Origin of the sequence: Primorskyibacter marinus, assembly GCF_003313245.1 — a bacterium.
Classification (GTDB): Bacteria; Pseudomonadota; Alphaproteobacteria; order Rhodobacterales; family Rhodobacteraceae; genus Primorskyibacter; species Primorskyibacter marinus.
Genome location: NZ_QJSD01000007.1, coordinates 37776 through 57345, shown reverse-complemented (window position 1 = coordinate 57345; position 19570 = coordinate 37776). Strand labels below are relative to the sequence as shown.

General features: G+C 63.1%; 14 protein-coding genes. 2 read left to right on the top strand and 12 right to left on the bottom strand.

Annotated features, from left to right (window positions below; all coding sequences use genetic code 11):
- Nucleotides 1-69 precede the first annotated feature (69 nt).
- The 11 genes from DMZ65_RS10820 to DMZ65_RS19465 form a co-directional block, all read right to left on the bottom strand.
- A complete protein-coding gene (locus DMZ65_RS10820; protein WP_116598926.1) occupies nucleotides 70-2493 on the bottom strand; it encodes a ligase-associated DNA damage response DEXH box helicase in 2424 nt (807 codons plus the stop codon).
- 213 nt (nucleotides 2494-2706) lie between these two features.
- Complete coding sequence (locus DMZ65_RS10815) at nucleotides 2707-3783, bottom strand: NAD(P)/FAD-dependent oxidoreductase (protein ID WP_116598925.1); 1077 nt, start codon at nucleotides 3781-3783, stop codon at nucleotides 2707-2709.
- Nucleotides 3780-4715 carry an aldo/keto reductase gene (locus tag DMZ65_RS10810; RefSeq protein WP_116598924.1) on the bottom strand — a complete coding sequence of 312 codons (936 nt, stop codon included), beginning with the start codon at nucleotides 4713-4715 and terminating at the stop codon, nucleotides 3780-3782. The genes DMZ65_RS10815 and DMZ65_RS10810 overlap by 4 nt, the downstream gene beginning before the upstream one ends.
- 159 nt (nucleotides 4716-4874) lie before the next feature.
- The gene (locus DMZ65_RS10805; RefSeq protein WP_116598923.1) at nucleotides 4875-5951 is read right to left on the bottom strand and encodes a BMP family ABC transporter substrate-binding protein; all 1077 of its coding nucleotides are present in this window, start codon (nucleotides 5949-5951) and stop codon (nucleotides 4875-4877) included.
- A 33-nt stretch (nucleotides 5952-5984) separates the two neighbouring features.
- Complete coding sequence (locus DMZ65_RS10800) at nucleotides 5985-6908, bottom strand: ABC transporter permease (protein ID WP_198662671.1); 924 nt, start codon at nucleotides 6906-6908, stop codon at nucleotides 5985-5987.
- Nucleotides 6908-7993, bottom strand: coding sequence for an ABC transporter permease (locus DMZ65_RS10795; RefSeq protein ID WP_116598922.1), 1086 nt, complete (start codon nucleotides 7991-7993; stop codon nucleotides 6908-6910). The genes DMZ65_RS10800 and DMZ65_RS10795 overlap by 1 nt, the downstream gene beginning before the upstream one ends.
- Before the next feature lie 51 nt (nucleotides 7994-8044).
- The gene (locus DMZ65_RS10790; protein WP_116598921.1) at nucleotides 8045-9568 is read right to left on the bottom strand and encodes an ABC transporter ATP-binding protein; all 1524 of its coding nucleotides are present in this window, start codon (nucleotides 9566-9568) and stop codon (nucleotides 8045-8047) included.
- Nucleotides 9565-10509 carry a xanthine dehydrogenase accessory protein XdhC gene (gene xdhC, locus DMZ65_RS10785; protein ID WP_116598920.1) on the bottom strand — a complete coding sequence of 315 codons (945 nt, stop codon included), beginning with the start codon at nucleotides 10507-10509 and terminating at the stop codon, nucleotides 9565-9567. The genes DMZ65_RS10790 and xdhC overlap by 4 nt, the downstream gene beginning before the upstream one ends.
- Nucleotides 10499-12925, bottom strand: a complete 2427-nt coding sequence (gene xdhB, locus DMZ65_RS10780) for a xanthine dehydrogenase molybdopterin binding subunit (protein ID WP_116598919.1) — start codon at nucleotides 12923-12925, stop codon at nucleotides 10499-10501. The genes xdhC and xdhB overlap by 11 nt, the downstream gene beginning before the upstream one ends.
- On the bottom strand, nucleotides 12922-14343 hold the full coding sequence (gene xdhA, locus DMZ65_RS10775) for a xanthine dehydrogenase small subunit (protein WP_116598918.1): 1422 nt from the start codon (nucleotides 14341-14343) through the stop codon (nucleotides 12922-12924). The genes xdhB and xdhA overlap by 4 nt, the downstream gene beginning before the upstream one ends.
- Before the next feature lie 94 nt (nucleotides 14344-14437).
- Nucleotides 14438-14746 (bottom strand): hypothetical protein, encoded by a 309-nt coding sequence (locus DMZ65_RS19465; protein WP_157960606.1) that lies wholly within the window; start codon nucleotides 14744-14746, stop codon nucleotides 14438-14440.
- Between DMZ65_RS19465 and dnaE the strand changes: the two genes are divergently transcribed.
- The gene (gene dnaE / locus DMZ65_RS10770) at nucleotides 14720-18310 is read left to right on the top strand and encodes a DNA polymerase III subunit alpha (protein ID WP_116598917.1); all 3591 of its coding nucleotides are present in this window, start codon (nucleotides 14720-14722) and stop codon (nucleotides 18308-18310) included. The two genes, DMZ65_RS19465 and dnaE, sit on opposite strands and share 27 nt — an antisense overlap.
- 138 nt (nucleotides 18311-18448) lie before the next feature.
- Nucleotides 18449-19177 (top strand): hypothetical protein, encoded by a 729-nt coding sequence (locus DMZ65_RS10765; protein WP_116598916.1) that lies wholly within the window; start codon nucleotides 18449-18451, stop codon nucleotides 19175-19177.
- A gap of 27 nt (nucleotides 19178-19204) precedes the next feature.
- Here the strand turns inward: DMZ65_RS10765 and DMZ65_RS10760 are convergent, their stop codons facing one another.
- Entirely contained in the window at nucleotides 19205-19411 is a 207-nt protein-coding gene (locus DMZ65_RS10760) for a SlyX family protein (RefSeq protein WP_412780753.1), read from the bottom strand.
- Nucleotides 19412-19570 lie beyond the last annotated feature (159 nt).

Genomic DNA, 19570 nt, shown 5'->3' with positions numbered 1-19570 from the left:
TCCTTGTGCAAACGGGTCGCTGTCTCAAATCCAGCTTTGTCCAAAGACCTGTCCTTGCCGACAGAATGGTCAGTCGGCGCCAATGTCGACCTGCGCCAGTCCGCTTTCGTCCATCAGCCGTTGTGCCTCTTCCGCCAGCAGGCGTTCGTCGGCCTCGCCCGCAACGGGCACTCGGCCCACCTCAAGGAACAGTGGCGCGGCCAGTGGTGTGACACGCGGCAGGCGCAGCGTGTCGATCCGTCCGCCGACCCGGTCCAGCATCTCGCGGATGCGGCTGAAATCGACCAGGCCGCGCAAAGCCTCTTCGCGGGTGATGCGCATCAGCAGGTGATCGGGGTCGTATTTCAGCAATGTGTCATAGAGGATATCCGAGGACATCGTCGTCTGCCGCCCGGTCTTGCGCTGTCCGGCAAAGTTTCGCTCTATCAGCCCGGCGATTGTGGCAGAGGCGCGAAAGGTGCGTTTCATCACCGCATTGCCCGCCAGCCAGCCCTCCAGCCCGTCCTCCAACGCTACCGGGTCAAACAGCGGGACCGGGTCCAGAACGGCGTCCAGTCCCCAGATCAGCGTCGCGTAGTCGCTCGCGACAAAGCCGAGCGGCGCGAGGCCCATCTCCTCCATCCGTTTGGTCAGCAACAGCCCCAAGGTCTGCTGTGCATTGCGCCCGGCAAAGCCATAGACACACAGATGTTCGCGCCCGTCATGGGGGAAACTTTCAATCAGCAACCGGCCGGGTTGTGGCAGGCGGCTGACCTCGCGTTGCAGGCCCAGCCAAGTGGCGGTGTGTTCGGGCAGGTCCGGCCAGTTGTCCTGTTGAAACATCCGCAGGATGCGCTGGCTCAACTGCGTGGAGGTGGCGAATTTTGTCCCCATGAAAGTGGCGATCTTGGGCTTGCGGCCGGGATCGCGCGTGACCTCTACGGTCATGTCGCGCAGGCCCTCATACCGCACGATCTTGCCGCCGATCAGGAACGTGTCGCCTTGGCTAAGCGACGCGGCAAAGCTTTCCTCAATCTCGCCCAGTGGCTTGCCGCCGCGACCGCGAAACCGCACCTTGAGCGTGTCCGTATCCTGTATCGTGCCGATATTCATGCGGATCCGTTTCGCGCTGCGCGGGTCGCGCAATTGCCACAGCCCGTCGGCGCGCTGCATCAGGCGTTGCCATTTGTCATAGGCGCGCAGGGCGTAGCCACCGGTGGCGCAGAAATCGAGACAGTCGTCAAACTCGGCGCGGGTCAACCCGGCATAGGCCCCGGCGCTGGTCATCTCGGCATACAGCGCATCGGCGTCAAAAGGCCCGGAGCAGGCGGCGATCAGGATATGCTGGCACAGCACGTCGCGCGGGCCGGGGCCGCGGGTCTCGCCGTCCAGATCATGTTCCTTGGCGGCCTCAAGGGCGGCCACGCATTCGACGACCTCGAACCGGTTGGCAGGCACAAGCAGCGCCTTGGACGGCGCGTTGTAGCGGTGATTGGCCCGCCCGATGCGCTGCACCAGCCGTTTCACGTTTTTCGGCGCGCCGACCTGAATGACCAGATCCACATCGCCCCAGTCGATGCCCAGATCCAGCGATCCGGTGCAGACGATGGCGCGCAACTCGCCGCGCACCATCGCGGCCTCGACCCGTTCGCGTTGCGTTCGGTCGAGGCTGCCGTGGTGAATGCCGATCGGCAGGCCTTCGTCATTGGCGAGCCAGAGGTTGTGAAAGAAAATCTCGGCCTGCGCACGGGTATTGTGAAAGATCAGCGTGGTCCGATGCTGGCGGATCTGTTCCAGAACGGCGGGTATCGCATGGGCCGCCCCTCCGCCGGACCAGGGCGGGGCCGCGTCGGTGGTCAGCATCGCAATGTCCGGATCGGGGCCGGGATCGGCGAGGATGATCTCGCAGGGGTCGGGATGGCGCGCCAGAAGCCGGGCAATGGCGTGTGGATCCTCGACCGTCGCGGACAGACCGACGCGGCGCATATTCGGGCAGAGCGTCTGAAGCCGTGCCAGCGCCAGCATCAGCTGATCGCCGCGCTTGGAGTCCGCCAGCGCGTGGATCTCGTCCACGATGACGCGTTGCAGCCCGGCGAACATGCGCGGCGCATCCGCGTAAGAGGTCAGCAGTGCAAGGCTTTCGGGCGTGGTCAGCAGGATATGCGGCGGATCGGCGCGCTGGCGTTTCTTCTGCGTGGCGGTGGTGTCGCCGGTGCGGTCCTCGATGCGGATGGCCATGCCGGCCTCGTCCACCGGGATACGCAGGTTGCGCCGTATATCGGCCGCCAGCGCCTTGAGGGGGCTGACGTAAAGCGTGTGCAGCCCCTGCGCGGGATCGGCCCCAAGCTCTGCCAGCGTCGGCAGGAAGCCTGCAAGCGTCTTGCCGCCGCCTGTGGGCGCGATCAGCAACAGCGCCGGGGCGGCGGCCCGGTCCAGCATGGCCTGCTGGTGCGGGTGGATCTGCCAGCCGCGCGTGTCGAACCAGCGCTGAAGAGGGGCAGGAAGCGATGTCATTCCTGGCATGTAGGTCGGCGCGCGTCGATTGTCAGGCTCGGCTGCGTCGGTTCTGACCGGCAGCCCGGCAATAACCACGAGAACCGGCCTGAACGAGCCGTGTCTCCGGATGCGGCAAAGACTGCGATGATCTGAGCGGGAATCACACGCGCCATGGCGTTCGCAGCGAAGATGTGTCGCCTGAATGGATCGCGCACTGGTGAGGCAGCGGTGTCAGTGGAACCGGGCGGGCGACAGGGCCGCTACAGTCGTCGCGTCAAGCACAGGCGGGGTTCCGTTCAACAGATGCGCCACAAGGTCGGCGACGGCGGCGCAGGTCTGAAAGCCGTAACCCCCCTGACCAGCAACCCAGATGAACGCCGGCTCTGCCGGATCGGCACCGACAACAAGCGCGTGGTCGGGGGCAAAGCTGCGCAGCCCGGCCCAGTTGGACAGCAGGCGGGTCACGGGTTCCGTCACCATTTCCTCGTAGCGGGCCAGCCCTTCGGCCAACACCATATCGTCGGCCCATGCGTCATGCGGGTCCATCGGGTCCGCCTCGGACGGGGACACCAGCAAGGCACCCGCATCGGGTTTGGCATACCAGCGGTCATCGACGGCGGCGAAAAAGGGCCAACCACTGACGTCATGCCCCCCCGGTGCAGGCAGCCGCGCCATGGACCGGCGGTAGGGCTGAATGCCCAGGGGCGCGACCCTGGCCAAAGCGGCGACCTGATCGGCCCAGGCACCTGCCGCGTTGACCAGATGCGTGCCCTCCCAGTCGCGCGTGCCGTCAGACACGCACCAGCGGCCATCCATGCGACGGATCGCGGAGATGCGGGCGCGGGTTACAACCTCGGCACCATTGCCGCGTGCTTCGCGCAGGAAATTCTGCAATAGCAGATCGGTGTCGAGGTCAAAGACATCCGGACGCCAGGCAGCGCGTGTGACGGTTGCCGGGTTCAGGATTGGCACCCTGGCGCGGGCATCTGTGGCCGAGATTTCGGTCAGCCCGAAATCCAGCGCCTGTGCGGCAAACCTGTCAGGCTCATCCGGGCCTCCAAGCAGCAACTGCCCGCGCGGCGACAGAACCCCACCATTTGCGTTGTGCAGATGGTCGGCGCTGGCCCGATTGAGGGCGCGCACCACATCGTTGCCGTAGTTTTCCAGAAAGGCCGCCGCCGAACGTCCGCTGGCGTGATAGCTCAACGCATCCTCGGCCTCTAACAGGGTGACGCTGCCCAACGCGGACAGGCGCGCCGCAGCAGACACGCCGGCAATGCCGCCGCCAATGATCAGAAAGTCGGTCACGCTTCCTCCAACCGATCAGTGGCAGGGGGCGGTGCGGGATAAAGCGTCGAAACCTGTGCATAAACTGCATCGTCCATGTCAAACTGCATGGCGGCAAGCGAGGGGGCCAACTGTTCCGGCGTCCGGGCCGACAGCAGCGGCACCGGTCGGGACGGATGTCGCGCCACCCAGGCGGCCGCCAGCGTTGCCGGATCCGTGCGCAGATCTTCGGCCAATGCGGTCAGTCCGGACGCGGCCTTGTGCATCTCGGCGGGGCCGTAACGCTTTGTATAGCGCGCATCACTGTCTAGTCGCCCACTGTCGCCGCGCGCGTATTTGCCCGTCAACAGCCCGCCACCCAGCGGCGAATAGGTGGCCGCAACAATGCCTTCGGAGGCGCACATCGGCAAAAGCTCAACCTCTGCCTGACGTTTGACGAGATTATACATCGGTTGCAGCACGTCGATGCGCAGGTCGAACTTTGCGGCGACAGATTGCGCTTTCATCACCTGCCATGCGGCGTAATTGGACACGCCGATATAGCGGATCGCGCCGCGTTGTTTCAGCTGGGCAAGCGCGTCGAAGGTTTCCTCCAACGGCGTGTCATTGTCCCAGCGATGCATGTAATAGATGTCGACCATATCCATGCCCAGCCGTTTCCGGCTGGTGTCGATACTTTCCAGAATGTTGTCGCGCGTCCCGCCGCCGGGAAAATTCGCCTTGGTTGCGATGATAAGCGCGTCCCGATCCGGCCCGGCGAACTTGCCCAACAGCTCTTCGGACCTGCCATCGGTATAGACATGGGCGGTGTCGAAATGCACGATCCCCGCCTCGCGGCAGGCCTCATACATGGCACGCGATTGCGCCTCGTCTGCGCGGCCTCCCCATTGCATGGCGCCAAAGGCGAATTGCGGACCATGGGTGCCATCGGGGCTTGTGATATGCTGGGTCATGGGGGGACGGTGGCACGGCGCGGAGGCAAAGAAAAGACCCGATCTAAGGTGGATCAGGCCGCGCGTTGTTCCAAAGCCGTTAGCAGAATGCCCAGACGCAAGCAGGCGCCCCAACCGACAGGTCAGGACGCCCGAATATTGCGTATTGCGAAGGGTGGCTTAGTTCGGGATCTCTGCGGTCAGACCTTCAACATAGAAATCCATGCCCGCCAATGTACCATCATCGGCGACTTCGCCCTCTGCCAGCCAATCGCTGCCATCCTGCTTTTTCAGCGGTCCGGTGAAGGCATGGTATTCGCCCGAGGCCAACGCCTCTTTCAGGGCCAAGGCCTCGGCCTTCACGTCTTCGGGAACGGCGTCGGTAATTTCGCCGATGCCGACCATGCCCGCGCCGATACCGTCCCATGTGTCGGTGGATTCCCATGTTCCGTCCAGAACGGCCTGTGTCCGGGCGATATAATAGGGGGCCCAATCGTCGATGATCGAGGAAACGCGCGGCAGGGGCTTATATTCCGCCATGTCGGATGCCTGCCCGAAGGTGATGACATTGCCCGCCTCCTGCGCGGCCGCCTGCGGCGCGGTGGAGTCGGTGTGTTGCAGCACCACATCCGCGCCGTTTTCAATCAGCGCGCGGGCGGCGTCGGCCTCTTTCGCCGGGTCGAACCATGTGTAAAGCCAGATCACCGAAAACTCGACATCCGGGTTCACTTTCTTGGCGTGGATATAGGCAGAGTTGATGCCGCGGATAACCTCGGGGATCGGCACGGAGGCGATATAGCCGATCTTGTTGGTCTTGGTCATCTTGCCCGCAATATGGCCCTGAACCGCGCGGCCCTCGTAGAACCGCGCCGAGTAGGTCGACACGTTGTCAGCGCGTTTGTACCCGGTGGCATGTTCGAATTTCACATCCGGGAATTTCTGGGCCACCGCGATCGTCGGGTCCATGTAACCGAAAGAGGTGGTAAAGATGATGTCCGCCCCGGTCAGAGCCATCTGGGTGATTGCCCGTTCCGCATCCGCGGATTCCGGCACGTTTTCCTGATAGATGGTTTTGACCTTGCCGTCGAAATGGGCCTCCATCTTCTGGCGGGCCTGATCGTGCTCGTAAGTCCAGCCGCCGTCACCCGGAGGGCCGATATAGATAAAACCGGCGGTGATCTCTTCGTCCTGCGCGAATGCGGTTGTGCCAAGGGCCAGCGCAAGCGCGGCTGAGGTCAGTAGAGTTCTTCTTTTCATGTGAGGTTTCCCCGTTGGTGGTAAATGCGGCCTCTAGCGAGAGGCATGGAATGGACGGCCAAGGGAGGCAGGCGCCGCATGCGCGCCCCTGGCCGAGATGATCACCAGCACAAGGATGGTAATCAGATAGGGCGATGCCGACAAGAGCGCGACCGGCACATCCGCGCCCGCGGCTTGCAGGTTGAGTTGCAGGACGCTGACGCCGCCAAACAGATAAGCCCCCACCGCGACACGACCGGGCCGCCAGGAGGCAAAGACCACGATGGCCAGCGCGATCCAGCCGGCACCGGCGGTCATGCCTTCGGTCCATTGTGGCACGCGCACCAGTGACAGGTATGCGCCGCCAAGCCCGGCGCAGGCACCGCCGAACAAGATGGCCAGAATGCGGATATGCCGGACCTTGTAGCCAAGCGCATGGGCGCTGTCATGCGCCTCGCCAACCGCGCGCAGGATCAGCCCGGCGCGGGTGTATTTCAGAAACGCCCAGACAGCGACGACAAGGGCCACGCTGAAATAGACCATGATGTCATGCGAAAACAGCATTTTGCCAAAGATCGGCAGGTCCGACAGCAGCGGGATCTCAACCTTCGGGAAGGGGGGGGCTTTCATTCCTTCAAAGGGTTTGCCGATCAGGCTGGACAGGCCCAGCCCCACCATCATCAGGCCCAGTCCGGTGGCGACCTGATTTGACATCAGATACTGCGTGAGCAGCGCGAATGGCAGGCTGAGCAATGCGCCCGCAAGCGCCGCCCCGACAAACCCCATCCCCGGCGACGTATTGCTGACGGCAACGGCAAAGCCCACGACGGCACCGGTGATCATCATTCCTTCGACGCCCAGATTCAGAACGCCGGATTTCTCGACCACCAATTCACCGATAGCGGCCAGCAGGATCGGTGTCGCCGAGACCATCACAGAGGCGATCAGCAGGACCGGATTGATAGAGGACAGATCCATCAGGCAACACCTTTCTTGCCAAAGCGAAGCCGGAAGTTGGTGAACACATCCGCCGCGAGCAGGAAAAACAGCATCATGCCCTGAAACAGCTGGATCGCCGCGCCGGGCAGGTTCAGCATCAGCTGTGCCAGTTCACCGCCGATATAGGTCAGCGCCATCAACAACCCGGCCAGCAGGATGCCGACGGGGTGCAGACGCCCCAGAAAGGCGACGATGATCGCGGTAAAGCCGTAGCCTGCGTTGAATGATCCGGTAAGCTGTCCGGCAGGGCCGCTGACCTCGAACAGGCCCGCCGCGCCGGCCAGCAGCCCGGCAATGCCAAGGCAGAAGAACACCACGCGTGCTGGTTTTACCCCGGCGAACCGCGCGGCGCGCGGGGCCTCGCCGGTCAGGCGGATATTGAACCCCATGATATGACGGCTCATCAGCATATAGGCACCGATCACCGCGATCAGCGCCGCGACGACACCCCAATGCAGGCCGGTATTGGCAATCAGCTCGGCATTGAAGGCTGCGTCCCATTGCTTGAAATTGCGCGAGCCGGGAAATCCCATGCCCTCGGGGTTCCGAAGCAGGCCGGATGAGACAGAGATCAGGATGCTTTGCGCCACATAGGTCAGCATCAGCGAGACGAGGATTTCATTGGTGCCAAAGCGGGTTTTCAGCACCGCCGGGACCATCGCCCAGGCCCAGCCGCCAAGCCCACCGGCCAGCGCCATGGCCGGGAAAATCAGAAAGCTTTCAGATGGGTATAAGGCCAACCCCGCCCCCGCGCCGCAGATCGCGCCCATGATGTATTGGCCCTCGGCACCGATATTCCAGATCCCCGCCTTGAAGCCGATCGACAGGCCGATGGCGATCAGGATCAGCGGCCCTGCCTTGACCAGCAATTGCGGCCGCGAATAGGACGCGAACTGGTCGTTGAACAGCGGATCCCAGAAGATCACCTTGATCGCCTCAAGCGGTGGTTTTCCCAGGATCGCAAACATCATGCCGCCGACAATCATCGTCAGGAACACGGCAATGACTGGCGACAGCACCATCCAAAGCTGCGATGGCTGTGGTCGCTTTTCCAGCCTCAGTATCTGTGGCCTTTGCGCATTCCCGTGGACTCCCTCATGCTGCGTTCTGGGTGGTTACGCGTCGACATGGGCAACCTCCATGTCATGTGCGCCGCCCATCATCAGCCCGATCTCTTCCACCGTCAGCCCGTCAACCGGGCGCAAGTCCGACAGGCGGCCTTCGTTGAGAGCGCCAAAGCGGTCGCTGACCTCCATCAATTCGTCAAGATCCTGGCTGATGACCACAAGAGCGGCCCCGTTGGCGGCAAGGTTCAAAAGCGCCTGCCGGATGGCTGCAGCGGCGGCGGCGTCAACGCCCCAGGTGGGTTGGTTCACGATCAGCACCTCAGGCGATTGCAGGACCTCGCGGCCAATGACAAACTTCTGCAAATTGCCGCCCGATAGTGCCCGCGCGGCTGTGCCCGATCCTGGGGTGCGGACGTCGAAGGTGCGAATGACGTCTTCGGCAAAGCCCTTTGACTTCGGCCAGTTGATAAAGCCGCCAGACAGCAGGCCCATGCGCCCAGCACCGGTCAGAACGGCGTTCTCGATCAGGCTCATATCCGGGGCGGCGGCGTGGCCCAACCGTTCCTCTGGACCGCTGAGCACGCCAAGCGCGCGGCGTTCTGTCGGACCCATATTGCCGATCGGCCGGTCGCGCAGCCGGATCACATCGGCCCCGCTGAGGCGTTCGCCCGACAGGGCCGCCAGCAATTCGTCCTGACCATTTCCCGCCACCCCGCCAAGGCCCAGAATCTCGCCCGCGCGGACCTGAAAGCTTATTTCGCGCAGCGGCGTGCCAAAAGCACCGGGGGCGGGCAAGGACAGGCCGCGCACGTCCAGCATCACCTCGCCCAGTTGTCTGGCTGCCTTTTGGGGCGTCTCGAAACTGGCACCCACCATCATCTCGGCCAGCTCACGCGCCGAAGCCTCGGCCGGGGTGCAGGTCGCCACCTTTTTGCCCAGACGCAGGATGGTGGCGTGGTCGCACAGGCTGCGGATTTCCTCCAGCTTATGGCTGATATACAGGATCGCCGTGCCTTCGGATGCCAGCTTGCGCAGGGTTTCGAACAGGATCTCCACCTCTTGCGGCGTCAGGACAGAGGTCGGCTCGTCCATGATCAGCAGTTTCGGATCTTGCAGCAGGCAGCGAATGATCTCGACCCGCTGGCGTTCGCCCGCAGACAGCGTACCGACGGTGCGTCCGGGGTCCAGCGGCAACCCGTAGGTTTCCGAAACCTCGCGGATCTGCCGCGCCAGATCACGCGGTTTCGGCGGGTTTTCCATGCCAAGTGCCACGTTTTCGGCAACGCTGAGCGCATCGAACAGCGAAAAATGCTGAAAGACCATCGCCACGCCTGCGGCTCGTGCGGCGCGCGGCTCGGCGGGTTCAAACGCCGCGCCGCGCAGCGTCATCGTGCCGCTGTCGGGTTTGACCAGCCCATAGATCATCTTGACCAGCGTTGACTTGCCCGCGCCGTTTTCACCCAGCAGCGCATGGATCTCGCCTTCGCGGATGTCGAAGGAAACATCGTCATTGGCCACCACGCCGGGATAGGCCTTTGTCAGACCTTCCAGCCCGAGAAGCACGTCATTCATGCACAATTGTCCTCTACGCCGCTGCGGCGCGCTGTTGCTGTGTCGCGCGCCAGTATGGCCGCTGCGACGCCGACCGCAATCGCCTGCGGATGTTTCCCCAACGTCGTGTCGCCAATCGGGCAATCTATGCGCGAAATCAAGGCTTTTGCATGGCCCAATGCCGCCAGACGGCTGCGAAACCGTGCCCATTTCGTGGCAGAGCCGATCAGCCCGGCGCTGGAAAATCCGTGGCCAAGCAGACGGTGGCACAATTCCAGGTCCAGCGCGTGCGAGAAGGTCAGAATCAGGTGATGGGCGTTTTTCGGGGCGTGGTGCACCAGAAATTCAGGCTTGGCGGCAGGCAGTATATCGACACCGGCGGGCACGTTATCGGGAAAGCGTTCCGGTCCGGTGTCCACCCAAGTGATCGCCATGCCGGGCAGGGGGGCCAGAACCTGCGTCAGCGCGCGGCCGACATGGCCGGCACCCCAGATCCACAGCCGGGTTTGAGGGCGGGCCACAGGCTCTATCAGCCAACCGTCAAGGCGCCGCACCTCTGGTTGGCGACCTTGCCCGCGGGCCTCTGCCAGCAGGCGGCGAACCGAGAGGGGCATCTCGCCGGGACCGCGTGCAATGACATCGTCGCTAAGCGTGTCCACGCGGGCCATATCGTAAATCTCGGTCCGCAGAACGGTAGCGCCGCCACAACATTGTCCCAGCGACGGGCCAAGCGCGTGACGCACTTCACTGTCGCCGCCCGTTTCCAGCATCGCGCGGGCTTCTTTTGCCGCGCGGTATTCCAACTCTCCGCCGCCGATGGTCCCGGATTGCCCATCAGTCCAAACGAGCATCGCCGCGCCCTGTTCGCGGGGCGTCGATCCGGCAGTATCGGCCACGACCACCCGCGCGACGCTGCCATGCGACGTTACCGCGTTTCGCAATCCGTGCAGGTCAAACGCCATCACGGACCCTTTGCACCGCCGCAAGCACCCGTTCGGGTGTTGCTGGTGCGTCCAGCGCCGGATAGGCCGTTCCGCAGGCTGCCACTGCGTCTGACAGTGCCATCAGCGCGGAAATTCCCAGCATCAAGGGGGGTTCGCCCACGGCCTTGGAGCGGTAGATCGTGTCCTCGCGGTTGTCGCCGTCCCAAAGTGCGACGTTGAAGACCTCTGGCAAATCGCCCGCTGCCGGGATCTTGTAGGTTGATGGCGCGTGGGTGCGCAGCCGACCCTTGTCATCCCAGACCAGTTCTTCGGTGGTCAGCCATCCTGCGCCCTGCACATAGCCGCCCTCGATCTGGCCTATGTCGATGGCCGGGTTCAGCGAGGCACCGCAATCGTGCAGAATATCGGCGCGCAGGATGCGGTACTCGCCGGTCAGGGTGTCGATCACCACCTCGCTGACTGCCACCCCATAGGCAAAGTAGAAGAACGGCCGCCCCTGACCCTTGATCCGGTCCCATTGCACCTTGGGCGTCTTGTAGAACCCCGTGGCGGACAGGCTGATCCGTGCCTCATAGGACAGCATGACGGCGTCTTCGAAGGTATAGGATTCCTCTGCAACGAACACGCGCCCATCGGCAAAGCGCACCTTTTCGGCAGGCACCTGATGCAACCCGCCCAGATGGGCCGCGATGCGCCCGGCAATCTCGTCACAGGCGGCCTTGACCGCCATGCCGTTCAGATCGGACCCGGAAGAGGCTGCAGTGGCCGAGGTATTGGGCACCTTGCCGGTATCGGTCGCGGTGATCTTCACCGCTTCCAGCGGGAGGCCGAACCGCGCGGCGGCGACCTGCGCCACCTTCTGGAACAGCCCCTGTCCCATCTCTGTGCCGCCATGGTTCAGATGAACAGAGCCGTCCTGATAGACATGCACCAACGCGCCCGCCTGATTGAGATGCGTCAGCGTGAAGGAAATCCCGAACTTCACCGGCGTCATCGCAAGGCCGCGCTTGAGCACATCATTCTGCGCGTTCCATTCCGCCACACGCACCCGCCGCGCGGCATAGTCCGCGCTTTCCAGCAGCGCGTCGGTCATCTCATGCAGAATGAAATCCTCGACCGGTTGGCCGTAAGGGGTGGTCTGATGCCCCGCCGGATCGGGGGCCACGCCGTTTTGGGCGATTGCGCCGACAGCGCCACGCGAGGTGACGTCCACATTCGCATTTTCCGGGTCGGGGAGGTTTTCGGGCGACGGCGTCGCTGGCTCGGTCGGGGCAGGTTTTCCGGCCCCGTGATTGGCCGCATAATAGTTGCGTTGACGGACCTGCGCCGGATCAAGCCCCAGATCATGCGCGACGTGATCCATGACACGCTCCATCCCGACCATGCCTTGCGGCCCGCCAAAGCCGCGAAAGGCGGTGGCGGATTGGGTGTTGGTGCGCAAACGGTGGCTTTCGATCCGGGCGGCGGGCAGATTATACGCGTTGTCGGCATGCAGCATCGCCCGGTCAGCCACCGGCAAGGACAGATCCTGCGCCCAACCACAGCGGGTGTATTGCAAGAACTCCACGCCGGTCAGCACGCCGTCATCGTCAAAGCCCGCGCGATAGTCGATCCGGAAATCGTGCCGCTTGCCGGTGATGGTCATGTCGTCATCGCGATCATAGCGCATCTTGCAGGGCTTGCCGGTCAGGCGTGCGGCCACGGCGCAGGCAACGGCCAGCGCGTTGCCCTGGCTTTCCTTGCCACCGAAACCACCGCCCATCCGGCGGGTTTCAACCCGCACGGCATGCATCGGCTTTCCGATGGCCTCGGCCACCTTGTGCTGGATTTCGGTCGGATGCTGGGTGGAACTCATCACCAGCATGTCGCCGCTTTCCTGCGGCCAGGCCATGGCGGCCTGACCTTCAAGGTAGAAATGCTCTTGCCCGCCCATCTCGATCCGGCCCTCGACGCGGTGCGGTGCGGAATCGATTGCCTCTTCGGTATCGCCCTTTTCCCAGATCCGCGGACCTTCCTCGAAACGCGCATCGGCGTCCAAGGCGTCTTCGATGGTCAGGATGGCGTCGCGTTCCTGATAGTCGATCCGCGCCATTCGGGCGGCCTTGCGGGCCGCAAGATGGCTGGTGGCCACGACCATGAAGATCGGCTGGCCGACATAGTGTACCGATTTGCCGGAAAGCAGCGGCTCGTCATGGATGGAGGGCGATACATCGTTGTCAAAGGACAGGTCGCCCGCTTCGAGCACCGCCACAACGCCGGGGGCACTGCGCACCGCCGCAAGATCAATTGCGGTGATGCGGCCAGAGGCGATCTCGGAGAGGCCAAAGGCAAGGTGCAGTGTGCCGGCCGGGCTGGGAATGTCGTCGATATAGCGCGCCGTGCCCTGAACATGCAGCGCGGCGGAATCGTGGGGCAGGGGTCTGGTCACGCTCATGGCGTCACCTCCGAGATCGTGCAGAGGCCGGATGAGTCCTCCAGAAAATATCGCAGGATCATGTTGCGCGCGGCATCCAGTCGGTAGGCGGCGCTGGCGCGCATATCGGACATCGGCTCAAAATCACGGTCCAGTTCGGGCATTGCGCGGGTGATGGTGTCACGCGTCCAGGGTTGGCCGATCAGGGCGGATTCCAGCGCCTTTGCCCGTTTCGGCGTGCCGGCCATGCCCCCGAAGGCGATGCGGGCATTGCTGACGGTCTGGTCCTTGATTGTAATATTGAAACAGCCGCACACAGCCGAGATGTCCTGATCGAACCGTTTCGACAGTTTGTAGCATTTCAGCCGGTCGGGTTGGCGCGGAATGCTGACAGCCTCGACAAATTCGGACTCGGCACGGTCCTGTTTGCCGTAATCGAGAAAGAACGCCTCGATGGGCAGGTCGCGGCGGGTGTCGCCCCGGCGAAGATGGAGGGTGGCATCAAGGGCGATCAGAGCCGGTGGGTTGTCCCCGATCGGCGAGCCATTGGCGATGTTTCCGCCGATGGTCGCCGCCGCCCGGACCTGGGCAGAGCCGTAACGCCGGATCATCGTGGCATAGGAGGGATGGTGGTCCTCTATCAGCGTCAGCACGCGGTCCATGGTGACGGCGGCACCGATGCGGATGGTGTCTTCGGTAACGTCGATGTCTTGCAGATCGCGGCAGAGATGCAGGAAAGCCGTGCGCGGCAGTTCGCGCAACTGTTTCGTGATCCAGAGGCCAACATCCGTGGCCCCTGCGATCAGCGTGGTTTCGGGATGTTCCAGCAAAAGGGCGGCGAGCGCGTCGGAGGACCCCGGCAGAGCCGCGGCCGCCTCCGCGCTCGCGTCGGGCTGATCGCCCTCCGGCACCGTGGCGACCGTATCGGACCCGGTATCGGTCAGCGCGTAGTCCTGATCGGTCTTCAGCCATGCGGGTTTTGCCTGAGCCTCGGCCGCCTTTGCAGCGCGCAGGATGGGGGCATAGCCGGTGCAGCGACACAGGTTGCCGGCAAGCGCGGTTGCGTGGTCAGTCTCATCATTGGCATGGCTGGTCGCCATCGCGACGACAAAGCCCGGCGTACAGAAGCCGCACTGACTGCCGTGATGGTCCACCATCGCCTGCTGCACCGGGTGCAGCGCGCCATCCGTGGCCAGCCCTTCGACCGTGCGCACAGCCTTGCCTTGCAATTGCGGTAAAAGCAGGATGCAGGCATTGAGCGCATGCGTGCCCCGTTCATCCGTGACCATGACGGAGCAGGCACCGCAATCGCCTTCGTTGCAGCCTTCCTTTGTGCCGGTGAGATGCTGGCTCTCGCGCAGCCAATCCAGGAATGTGGCCGTCGCGGGCACCGCCGGGGCGGACACGGTCTCTCCGTTCAGAAGAAACGTGATGTTCATTTTGAAAACCTGCCGCCTTACCCTGATGCCCCCATGACGCGCGCCCTCGATTCGGCGTAGAAGGTGCGTGGGCCTGATCTCTTCATCTTACAGGCTAGTCAGGAGGAAATCGGCTTGGCAAGGAAAAAGTGGCGAAAATCGTTGAGAAACCGGGTAATGGCCAGGTTTTGCGGCGCTGTCCGGCAGGCAAAACGCCGACCTTCCGGTTTTGCGCTGGTAACGCCATCCAGATGTTGCCGTGATCTTGTGAGAGACGCGCGCAGCCCATGTTTGCCGGGGCGTGAAATAATAAAAGAAACGCGACCGCGTCACTGCTACGACCTCTGCTGCCGGATTTGGGCTTTCCGCCGCGCACGCCGAGCCATATCGTGCCCGCATGAACAATGATCCCCGATTCATCCATCTTCGCGTCCATACCGAATACTCGCTTCTGGAGGGCGCGGTTCGGCTGAAAAAACTGCCGGGCCTGTGCGAGGCCGCGGGCATGCCCGCCGTGGCGGTGACGGACAGAAACAACCTCTTCGCGGCGCTGGAGTTTTCGGTCACCGCCAGCGGGGCAGGCATCCAGCCGATCATCGGCTGTCAGGTCGATCTGCAATTCACGACACCCGCGCCGGGCGAGCGGATGCGAGACCCGGCGCCTCTGGTTCTTCTGGCGCAGAATGAACGTGGTTACGAAAACCTGATGAAGCTGAACAGTTGCCTGTACCTGCGCGGCGACGGGACGCTGCCGCATGTCACGCTGGAAGATCTGGACCGTCATGCCGAGGGGCTCATCTGCCTGACCGGCGGGCCGGATGGGCCGGTGGGGATGCTGCTGCAACAGGGACAACGGCCTGCGGCAGAGGAGTTGATGCAACGGTTGCACAAGACCTTTGCCAACCGGTTGTATGTGGAACTGCAACGCCATCCCGGTGAAGGCGGCCTGCCCGAAAAAGAGCGCCTGACGGAACGCGGCCATGTCGAGATGGCCTATGCGATGAACATCCCGCTGGTCGCCACCAACGACGTGCATTTCCCCAAACCCGAGATGTACGAGGCGCATGACGCGCTGATCTGCATTGCCGAAGGTTCTTACGTCGATCAGCAGGCACCGCGTCGGCGTCTGACCGCGCAGCATTATTTCAAGTCGCAGCAAGAGATGGTCACGCTGTTCGCGGATCTGCCCGAGGCGATTGAGAACACCGTCGAGATCGCGAAGCGCTGCGCCTTCATGGCCTACAGGCGCGATCCGATCCTGCCGAAATTCGCCGATGACGAGGTTGATGAGTTGCGCCGTCAGGCCAATGAAGGTTTGCAGGCACGGCTGGCGGTGATCCCGCATGCGGCCTCCGTTGAGGAATACCAGAAACGGCTGGATTTCGAACTTGATATCATCGAGGGCATGGGCTTTCCGGGCTATTTCCTGATCGTTGCCGACTTCATCAAATGGGGCAAGGATCACGATATTCCGGTGGGGCCGGGGCGTGGGTCTGGCGCGGGCTCGCTCGTGGCTTACGCGCTGACCGTCACCGACCTTGATCCGCTACGATATTCGCTGCTGTTCGAGCGGTTCCTGAACCCGGAACGCGTCAGTATGCCCGACTTCGATATCGACTTCTGCATGGACCGGCGCGAAGAGGTCATCCAGTACGTCCAACAGAAATACGGGCGCGACAAGGTGGGGCAGATCATCACCTTCGGCGCGCTGCTGTCCAAGGCGGCCGTGCGCGATATCGGCCGGGTGTTGCAGATGCCCTACGGACAGGTGGACCGCCTGTCCAAGATGATCCCGGTCGAGGGCGTGAAACCGGTCTCGATCGAACAGGCCCTGACCGACGAGCCGCGCCTGCGCGAAGAAGCCCGCAATGAAGAGGTTGTGGCCCGGCTTCTGGACTACGGCCAGCAGGTCGAAGGGCTGCTGAGGAATGCCTCCACCCATGCGGCGGGTGTGGTGATCGGCGACCGACCGATTGATGAACTGGTGCCGCTCTATCAGGATCCCCGCTCGGACATGCCGGCCACGCAGTTCAACATGAAATGGGTTGAACAGGCGGGGCTGGTAAAGTTCGACTTTTTGGGCCTGAAAACGCTGACGGTGATCCAGAACGCGGTGGATCTGATCCTGAAATCGGGCCGCCCGCTGCATGTGGCCGCCGACGGCACGCAGCTTTATGAACCCGCACCCGGTGCCGAAAACCAGATGAACCTGATCCCGCTGGAGGATGAAAAGACCTACAAGCTCTATGCGGCGGCGAAGACTGTGGCCGTGTTTCAGGTGGAAAGTTCCGGCATGATGTCGGCGCTGCGGCAGATGAAACCCACCTGTATCGAGGATATCGTGGCTCTGGTGGCGCTCTACCGTCCCGGCCCGATGGAGAATATCCCGACCTATTGCGACGTGAAGCACGGGCGCAAAGACCTCGAAAGCATCCACCCGTCGATCGACCATATCCTGGCCGAAACGCAGGGCATCATCGTCTACCAGGAACAGGTGATGCAGATCGCGCAGGAAATGGCGGGCTACAGCCTTGGCGGCGCTGACCTGCTGCGCCGCGCGATGGGCAAGAAGATCAAGGAAGCCATGGATGCCGAACGGCCGAAATTCGAGGCGGGCGCGGCCAAAAACGGCGTTGACAAGAAGAAGGCCAGCGAGGTGTTCGACCTGCTGGAAAAATTCGCGAATTACGGCTTCAACAAGTCCCACGCAGCGGCCTATGCGGTGGTCAGTTACCAGACCGGCTGGCTGAAGGCGAACCATCCGGTCGAATTCATGGCCGGTGTGATGAATTGCGATATCCACCTGACGGAAAAGCTGGCGGTCTATGCCGAAGAGGTCCGGCGCGGGCTGGACATCCCCATCGTGCCCCCTTGTGTGAACCGCTCGCAAGCGGGTTTTGACGTGGTCGATCAGCAATTGGTCTACGCGCTGGGGGCGCTCAAGAACGTCGGCAGCGATGCGATGCAGATGATTGTGAACGCACGCTGTGACGACGCGGCACCTGTCCCGGGCTCGACCCGGGACCTTGCGGCAAAGGCCCCGGATCAAGTCCGGGGCGGGCAGGGCAAGCCGTTCTCGACGCTCTACGATTTTGCGCGGCGGGTGGATTTGAAACGCGTCGGAAAGCGGGCGCTGGAGATGTTGGCGCGGGCCGGTGGATTTGATCAACTCGACCCCAATCGGCGAAAGGTGTTCGACAGCCTCGATGCGCTGGTTGCCTATTCGGCAGCTATTCATGAACAGAAAGCCTCCGCCCAGGTGTCGCTGTTTGGCGAGGCGGGCGAGGATTTGCCGGAACCGCGGCTGAGCCCGGTGGCCGATTGGGTCGCGTCGGAACGCTTGATGGAAGAACAAAAGGCCATCGGCTTTTTCCTTTCAGGACATCCGCTGGATGACTATGCCGCAGCTTTGAAACGAAAGGGGATCTCGACAATAGCCGATGCGCAGGCCAAGGCAGAGCAGGACGGCGCGGCCATCGTCAAATGCGGCGTCATGGTGTCGGGGTTTCGCGAGATGAAATCCTCGCGCGGGTCGCGGTATTTCCGGATGAATATTTCTGATCCGACAGGGCAACTGGCAGGCATCGCGATGTTCGCACGCGAGGAAAAGGATCTGAACGCCGCCCGGCAAGTGTTCGAAGCCACCGACAAGGTGATCGTCACGCTGGAGGCGCGGTTCAATGACGGGCAGTTCGATCCAACCATCAGGTCAGCCGCGAAGATGGACGACATGGTCATTGACGCGGGCAGCGCGGGGGTGCGGATCTTCGTGGAGGAGGCTGTCGCCATCGCGGCTGTGGCGCAGGTTCTGGAAAACGCGTCGGGTCAGATGGAACGCGCGGCGCGCGGACCCGTCCAGTTGTGTCTGATGGATGCAGCATTGCCCGGCGAGGTCGAGATCGACCTGGATCGCCAGTTTCCGATCACGCCCGAGATCAAAGGCGCGATCAAAAGTCTGGGCGGCGTGATGGCCGTCGAGGAGCTTTAGGCCGTGCGGGTCTGAACGACGCGCTGGCGTCCTACGCACGTCGCGCCCAATGCCTGCGGCGTCGGGCGGGACTGATTGCTGGCGACAGAGCCGGCGGTCCTCCGCCGGTTCGCTGGACGCCGGAGGGGGCGTTACGCTATGTTTGAATGTCTGAACGGGATGGGTGTTGCTTTGAGAAAACTGTTTCTTGCCATGACGGCGGCGCTGATGCTTGCAGCTTGCGCCGACCCGCTGGAAAAGGTGGGGCGGCTGGAAGATGTGGATATTGCCGAGGATGCCCCGATGGTCGAAGCGCTGCCCGCCCCGGCGGAATCGCGGCCCGAAGGCGGTTTCTTCTCGCGGTTCTTCGACGGCGGATCTGCCAAAGGGGCCAGCCAAAGCGGCACGGTGAGTATGGGGCAGACGCTGCCATATGGCGAGGTAGGCGTGCTGTGCGGCGTGTCCGACCGCAAACTGGGAAAGGCCATCGCCCGGCACCCGGAACGTGGCCGCGGATACACGTTGTACGACAGTGCGCCGGGATCGACGGGGCCACACAGTTTTTATGTGACCGGCTTTGACGACCAATGCGCAAGGCAGATCACCGGGGCGCTGGTGATGTTCGGGTCGCCTTCGATGCACGAGCAGCTGCGCTATGGGTTGCCTGCGGACTCTCAACCCGTTTCGGCCACGGACGAGGCGTATGAGACGCTCAAGCGCAGGGTCTGCGGCGCGGCGCGGGGCAAACCGTGTGGCAGAGGGATCGCGCGGATGGAGAAGAAGACCGTCTTCGTCACGATCTACGAGAATTTCGCCAGTAACCCCCGCTGGGCCGAACTGCTCCTGCATGACGGAGAACTTCTGGCGCAGGGCATGAAAGGCCGCTGAGCCTCGTCCGTTTCAACTGCGTCCGCTTCAATAATGGGGCGGACGCTCATCCCCCAAGACGACGCCGCCAGTGCCTTCGGCCTCGCGCCCGGCTTCGCGCTGCATCAGCATTTCGACCCGGCGGGTGAGCGTGGCGATTTCCGTATCCTGACGGGCCACGACCTCTGACAGATCGTCGAGGGCGCGCATCATATGGGCGAGCTTTTCCTGAAGGGTCTCGATTTCCGTAGGCATGAGGGGATCCTTTCGTCCGTGGCATAGCGCGGGCGTGCGGCTTGTGCAATCGACGGCGCGTGACCGCGCGGAGTGCGCGTGCCGCGCACGCAGTTTACGATTTGCGTACACGCAGTTGGGGCATCCTGCCCCCGGCGCGTGCCGCGGCCTCCCCCGGTG